The organism is Thiolapillus sp., assembly GCF_048562965.1.
Classification (GTDB): Bacteria; Pseudomonadota; Gammaproteobacteria; order Chromatiales; family Chromatiaceae; genus Thiolapillus; species Thiolapillus brandeum_A.
This window is the reverse complement of record NZ_JBHNMF010000201.1, coordinates 1-5,699: the sequence shown is the minus strand read 5'-3', so window position 1 is coordinate 5,699 and position 5,699 is coordinate 1. Positions and strand designations below refer to the sequence as shown.

Here is a 5,699-nt window from a genome sequence, read left to right as displayed (position 1 = left end):
GGTTTTCTTATGTATCAATGCTTTAAGATCATAATTGTACCATCCTGCACCGGATTTCTCATCGTCTTTTTTCGGTTTTTCAATTGAATTTCAATGACTTGGCATTTATAGACGGGAACTAGTTACATTGAACAAACGGGATGTTTTGCCTGTGACAAACTGTAACTCAGGAATGGACTGAATTTCCAGCAGTAAGATGCTGCAAAGTACAAGTGGCCTTTTCCGGGGGCGATATCACATCGGATGGTGGCGTGTTGCTGTTGCGGGACATAGATCGGCGCCTGGGTTGCTGGGGTGGGTCAATCGGGTGTTGCATGATCCACGCGATTCAGACCGGGTTGTCCATTCTCAGTTGAGCCTGCTCCGCCAACGCATCTACGGCTTATGCCTGGGGTATGAAGACCTCAATGACCACCAGGATCTGCGTCTTGATCCCGCCTTGCAAACGGCGGTCAACCGGGATACGCCCCTGGCCAGCCCAGCGAACTTGTGCCGATTGGAGAACCGCATCAAGGACGCAACAATTGGGCAAGCGTGTCTTCGGCCTCGTGATAGATTTTGGGACATCCCAGTCCCCAAAATCGACTCGGCCTTTGACAACCTATTGGTGCCCCAGCCGTCCTGGTCACCAAGCACTACGCAACAACTTCGCAAGCTCGTTGCTGCTCCGTACTTGGCTCCCAATGACTGGACGCCGCGTTCGGAGGCCTACTTTGTTTTCCCTCTGGCGCAAGGCACGCCGGGAAAACAGTGCGGCCTCGCGGCTACTGGGGTCTACCAGCCTTCGCTTCGCTCTCCATGGCTGGCAGCGCCTGTTTGCCAATCGGACATCCACCCATGCATGGTGGGACAATCAATTTCGCCTGCTGCTCTCCTCTCTGGCCTACGTGCTGATGGATGCTATTCGCCGCCAGGCGTTCAAGGGCACGAAACTGGCCAATGCCCAGATGACCATGATTCGCCTGAAACTCCTCAAGATCGGCACCGTCATTCTGCACAATACACGGTGTGTCTGTTTTCTCCTCTCCAGTGCCTATCAGCATCAATCCCTGTTTCTGAATACCGCCGCTCGGCTCCGGCCCCCATAAGCTCAACGGAGTGCTGCCGCGGCACGATGATAAACAATGGGGTAAGGGGAAGTTGTGTCTTTAGATCAGGAATCCACCCGGAAAAGCGTCCATTCCCAGGTTCCACCACGTCAACGGCCCGGGTTCAGAGTTATGAGGTCAATCCCTGGTGCTTGATGAAATGTTCAGGCTAGAAGTAACGGGCAAGCTCCACCTGCATATAGTCATCCTGGCGGAAAGGATATTGCAGATCCTTTTCATCCACGTTCAGCCAGCTGCGCAACTGAACCGTCAGCAGATAGGCCTGACCAAAACGCCTGCTGGCCTCGATATTCAGCAGTGTCGAACCATTCTCCCAGTCCACGATGGTTCCGCCCAGTATGGCCAGGCTCTGAGCGTCGTTGGCCGTCCAGCGCAACCCCAGAAACAGATCGTGATTGAACGGCGTGGCCGCTTCGTCACCCCGATCATCCAGCATCAGCTCGGCGACCACCCCCAGATCGGCCTGGGTTTCCATGATGCCAACCTTTGTATATTCGAATCCCCCGGTAAGCGCATAGAAGGCATCGTCCTGTCCATTGCGGTACAGGGCTTCCAGCTTCCACAACCATTCGCCCAGTGTCGCCTGAAGGTCAACGCTGGCCTGCTCGATCTGCTCATAATACGGCGCCAGCACAAGTTCACCCTGCGGCGTGAAGGCCTGCCTGAACAGGGGATCCCGTCCTGTTCCCTGGAACCAGGACACGCCCATGTCCCATTCACCGATATAGTGCGACCAGCGCAATGCATAGTCCACATGGCGCTGCTCGGCAGAAGACTCGTAGGTCACCAGATCGGGATCCACCCGGGGATGCGTGCGCAACCTGCCATCTTCACCGGGGAAGGTACGTTCGCGAAAACCGGGCAGCAAAAAGAAATCCAGGGTTCCCCAGTCCTTTTCCAGAGACAGCTTCGCCATGGGCTGGCCCAGTTTCTGTTCGCCATCGATGTTCTCCACCAGATCCGTCTGGTTGATGATGTCCACCAGATGCATGGCTTCGGTAACACCCCAGTAAACCTTTCCCACACCCAGGCGGGTTTCCCAGCCATCACCGGCATAGATCCACTGCAGTTCGCGAATGCCCCAGTGGCTGCGTTCGTCGTCATGGCGATCCAGGCGGCCGAAAGGACGGAACACGAAACTCTGCCTGTTGTCGTCCCACTGGTGGGAGAACTCCGGTTCCAGACTTACAGAACAATCATTGTCATACTGACGGGGATCCAGAGGTGACTGGAAGAACACCCGCCCTTCCACGGCCATGTTGCCCGCCAGTTCCCAGGCACAAAGATTGCCCGCCGCAAGGGTCAATGGAAGCAACAGCAGCCAGTGACGCACGGGATTAGCGGATCCGCTTGAGGCTGTTACGGGTGAAATCACTGTCTTTTAGCCCCGTACGGAACTTGTAGTCTTTCCAGGTCAGCAACGTGCTTTTGCCGGTCTGGTGATTCTCCATGAACATTTCAGCCGCACGCCAGTACTGCTCCAGATACTGTTTGTAGCCCTTGAAGGTCAGGGTCTTGAGCAGGGCGTTCTTGCGGTCATAGAATTCCACCTTCAGCGGGATATACTCGGCCTTGTCCACCCAGACCAGCTGCCGTGTATAGCCGGAATACTTGCTGACCGGATAGCGTTCATTGATAAATACCGGTTTGCCGTCGAGCACGTCATCCCTGATGTACTTGTAGGTGTACTTCTCCACTTCCTGCGATGCCAGGTCCTCGAAAGCAAACTCACTGCCCATAAAGGGTCCGGACTTGTTTCGCGACGCGATACGCTTGACTCTTTTCAATGCCGGCAGGTACAGCCACTGGTCGTCGTCCTTCACCTTGTGGGAGAAGGTCAGCAATGCCGTGCCCTTTACGTCACGGGGCTCATCGAAAACGATAAGACTCTTGTCACCGTCACCTTCGACTTCCAGTGATCTTACCCGCATCTGGCGGAGGCTTTCCTCGCCATGGCGGTTTTTCAGCAACATGCTCATCTGCGCCTGGAAATCACCCCAGCCCGTGTCTCTGCGATCCGCTTCCTGCGCAATGGCCAGGCCTTTCTCTTCCGGCGTTTCCGCCAGGGCGTTGAAGCTGGTCAATGCGACCATGAGCGCTATCAGAATCTTCTTCATTTTTGCTTGTCTCCAAATTTCATCAACAAAGGCGGCAGGAACAGGAAATCTGCCAGTAATGCCAGGCCAATGGTTATGGCTGTCAGCAAGCCCATACCGGCATTGAGTTCAAAATCCGAGAAGGCCAGCACGCCAAAACCCAGCATCAGCACCAGCGTGGTTACCCACAATGCGGTGCCCACGGTGTGGAAAGCATAGCGTACCGCCTGCTCGGAGCTGAGTCCCTGCTCCCTGCGGGCACGCAGGTATTTGCTGAGGAAATGTACCGTATCATCTACCACGATGCCGATAGTCATACCACTGACCACGGAAAGTGCCAGCCCCACCTGCCCGACAAACAGGCCCCAGAATCCGAATGCCATGCCGATAGGTGCCAGGTTGGGTATCAGGCTGAGCAGGCCGATGCGCACCGAGCGCAGGGAAAACATCAGGATCAGGGAAATCAGCACCAGCGCCACTGTCGTGCCCTTGAGCATGGCACGGATGTTGCGATGACCGATATTGGCAAACATGACCGACGGGCTGGCGCCATGGGTCTGGATGTATGCAGGAACATTGTCCTTGAGCCATTGGGCGGCCTTCTGATCCAGCGTCAGCAACTGTTCGGAGGAGATGCTCTTCAGGCTGGCCGTCAGGCGGGTGGCGGATTTCCTGACGTTGATCTGGTTGTTCAGGTCCAGGCCGAATGGCAGAGAGAATTCATACAGCAACAGGTATTGCGCGGCCAGCTCCTGATTGTCAGGCAGTTTGTACCAGGACGGATCATCACCATGCATGTTCTTGTTGAGGCGCTTCATGATATCGGTAATGGTATTCACATGAAGCACCTCGGGCTGCTGCCGCAGCCAGTTGGCAAAGGCCTCCACATGCTGCAGATATTCCGGGTTGGCAATCATGCCCTCACCACCGGCGGGCAGGGAATACTCCAGCAGATAAATGCCGGTCAGGTGCTCCACCGCATAGTCAGTATCGACACGAAACGGGACGTTTTCACTGAAATACTTGATGAATTCATCATTGAGATGATTGCGCGGCACCTGGCTGACCAAAAGAACGATAAGCGCGGCCATGCCCCAGAACAGGGGCGTGCACTTGCGGATGACGAAATCACCCAGGCGTTCCATGACGCCCTGACCACGGGTATGGCGGGTGCTCGCCTTCACCGGCAGTATCATCAGCAGCGCCGGCAGGAAGCTCAGTGACAGCAGTAAAGCCACCATCACGCCCATGGCAGCCATGTTGCCCAGGTCCCGGAAAGGCGGCGCATCACTGAAATTCAGGCTGAGAAAACCGATGGCCGTGGTGATGGAGGTGAGAAACACCGGCCCCAGGTTCAGGCGCAGGCTTTCCAGCATGGCAGTCTCTTTGTCCTCCCCCTTGCGCAGTCCCTGCAGGAACAGGACGATAATATGAATACAGTCTGCCACCGCCAGCGTCATCACCATCACCGGCGCACTGGTGGTGGGCGGACTCATCTGCATGCCCAACCAACCGGTCAGGCCGAGGGTAGCGAAAACAGCCATCAACAGCACCAGCATGGAAACCACCACCCCAGAAATAGAGCGCAGCATGAAAGCCATGGTGACCAGAATGATCAGCAGCATCAGGGGATACAGGGTCTGCATATCGTTCTGCGCCATTTTGGGAAAAGTGGCGTTCATCGCCACCAGGCCGGTCACACGAACCTCCACGTCGGGATTCTGCTCCATGGCGCGCTGGGCGAGTTTGTAGGCAAAATCGGCCACTTCCGGCACTTCATCCAGCTTCTTGCCTGGCAGCTGCACGGTAATATTGATACCCGTATGCGCACCGTCAGGTGAAATCAGCCGGTTGCGCAGCAAAGGCTCATGCAGCGCCACATCGCGGATTTTCTTCAGCTGTTCATCCGTGAGGTTGGCAGCATCCTCGACCAGGTCGGCTACCAGCAGGTCATCCTCTTCCGCTTCGGTATGCTGGTAATTGGTAATAGAATCGACGCGCAGGGAATACGGCAGCTGCCAGGATTCCTTGGTCAGCCATTCCACCGTTGCCAGGGTCTTGGGAGTAAACACATTCCCGTCCCTGGGAGAAACGACAAACAGGATATTGTCCGTCTTCGTATAAGTATTCTGCAGCGCCTCGAAGGCCAGCAACTGCGGATTCTCCTCACTGAAGAACATACGGTAATCATTGCTGAAGCCGAGAAAGCGTGCTCCCGATGCTGCCAGCGCGATGAGGATCACACTGAGTATCACCACCAGCCAGCGGTGGCGCAATATCCATGTAAAATATGCCTGACTCATGGTGCGGGTTTCGTCCTTCTACACATTGGAATCGGTTATCATACTCCTGATTTCCCCGAATGCACTAGATTCTAGAGTTTAGAGTTTCAGAGGAGAAAAACCACTAAAAATCTCAAAAAATAGTTGACATAGCAAGGCGCGGCCTCTCAGAAGAGAAATCAACACAAACTTCTGGAGGCCGCTATGGACGC

Annotated in this window: 4 protein-coding genes and 1 pseudogene; 2 read left to right on the top strand and 3 right to left on the bottom strand. The window is 55.3% G+C overall.

Going from position 1 to position 5,699, the window contains the following annotated elements:
• Positions 1-196: 196 nt before the first annotated feature.
• Positions 197-520: pseudogene (locus ACOCD2_RS11205) on the top strand (transposase); the annotation flags it as partial.
• A 28-nt stretch (positions 521-548) separates the two neighbouring features.
• Positions 549-1,088, top strand: a complete 540-nt coding sequence (locus ACOCD2_RS11200) for a transposase (RefSeq protein WP_419582714.1) — start codon at positions 549-551, stop codon at positions 1,086-1,088.
• A gap of 169 nt (positions 1,089-1,257) precedes the next feature.
• Here ACOCD2_RS11200 and ACOCD2_RS11195 read toward each other — a convergent pair whose 3' ends face one another.
• The 3 genes from ACOCD2_RS11195 to ACOCD2_RS11185 are packed head-to-tail and all read right to left on the bottom strand — an operon-like array spanning position 1,258 to position 5,508.
• A complete protein-coding gene (locus ACOCD2_RS11195) occupies positions 1,258-2,442 on the bottom strand; it encodes a hypothetical protein (protein ID WP_293647662.1) in 1,185 nt (394 codons plus the stop codon).
• A gap of 4 nt (positions 2,443-2,446) precedes the next feature.
• Positions 2,447-3,226, bottom strand: a complete 780-nt coding sequence (locus ACOCD2_RS11190; protein WP_305800304.1) for an outer membrane lipoprotein-sorting protein — start codon at positions 3,224-3,226, stop codon at positions 2,447-2,449.
• Entirely contained in the window at positions 3,223-5,508 is a 2,286-nt protein-coding gene (locus tag ACOCD2_RS11185) for an efflux RND transporter permease subunit (RefSeq protein WP_293672671.1), read from the bottom strand. Before ACOCD2_RS11185 ends, ACOCD2_RS11190 begins: the two co-directional genes overlap by 4 nt.
• Positions 5,509-5,699: the final 191 nt, after the last annotated feature.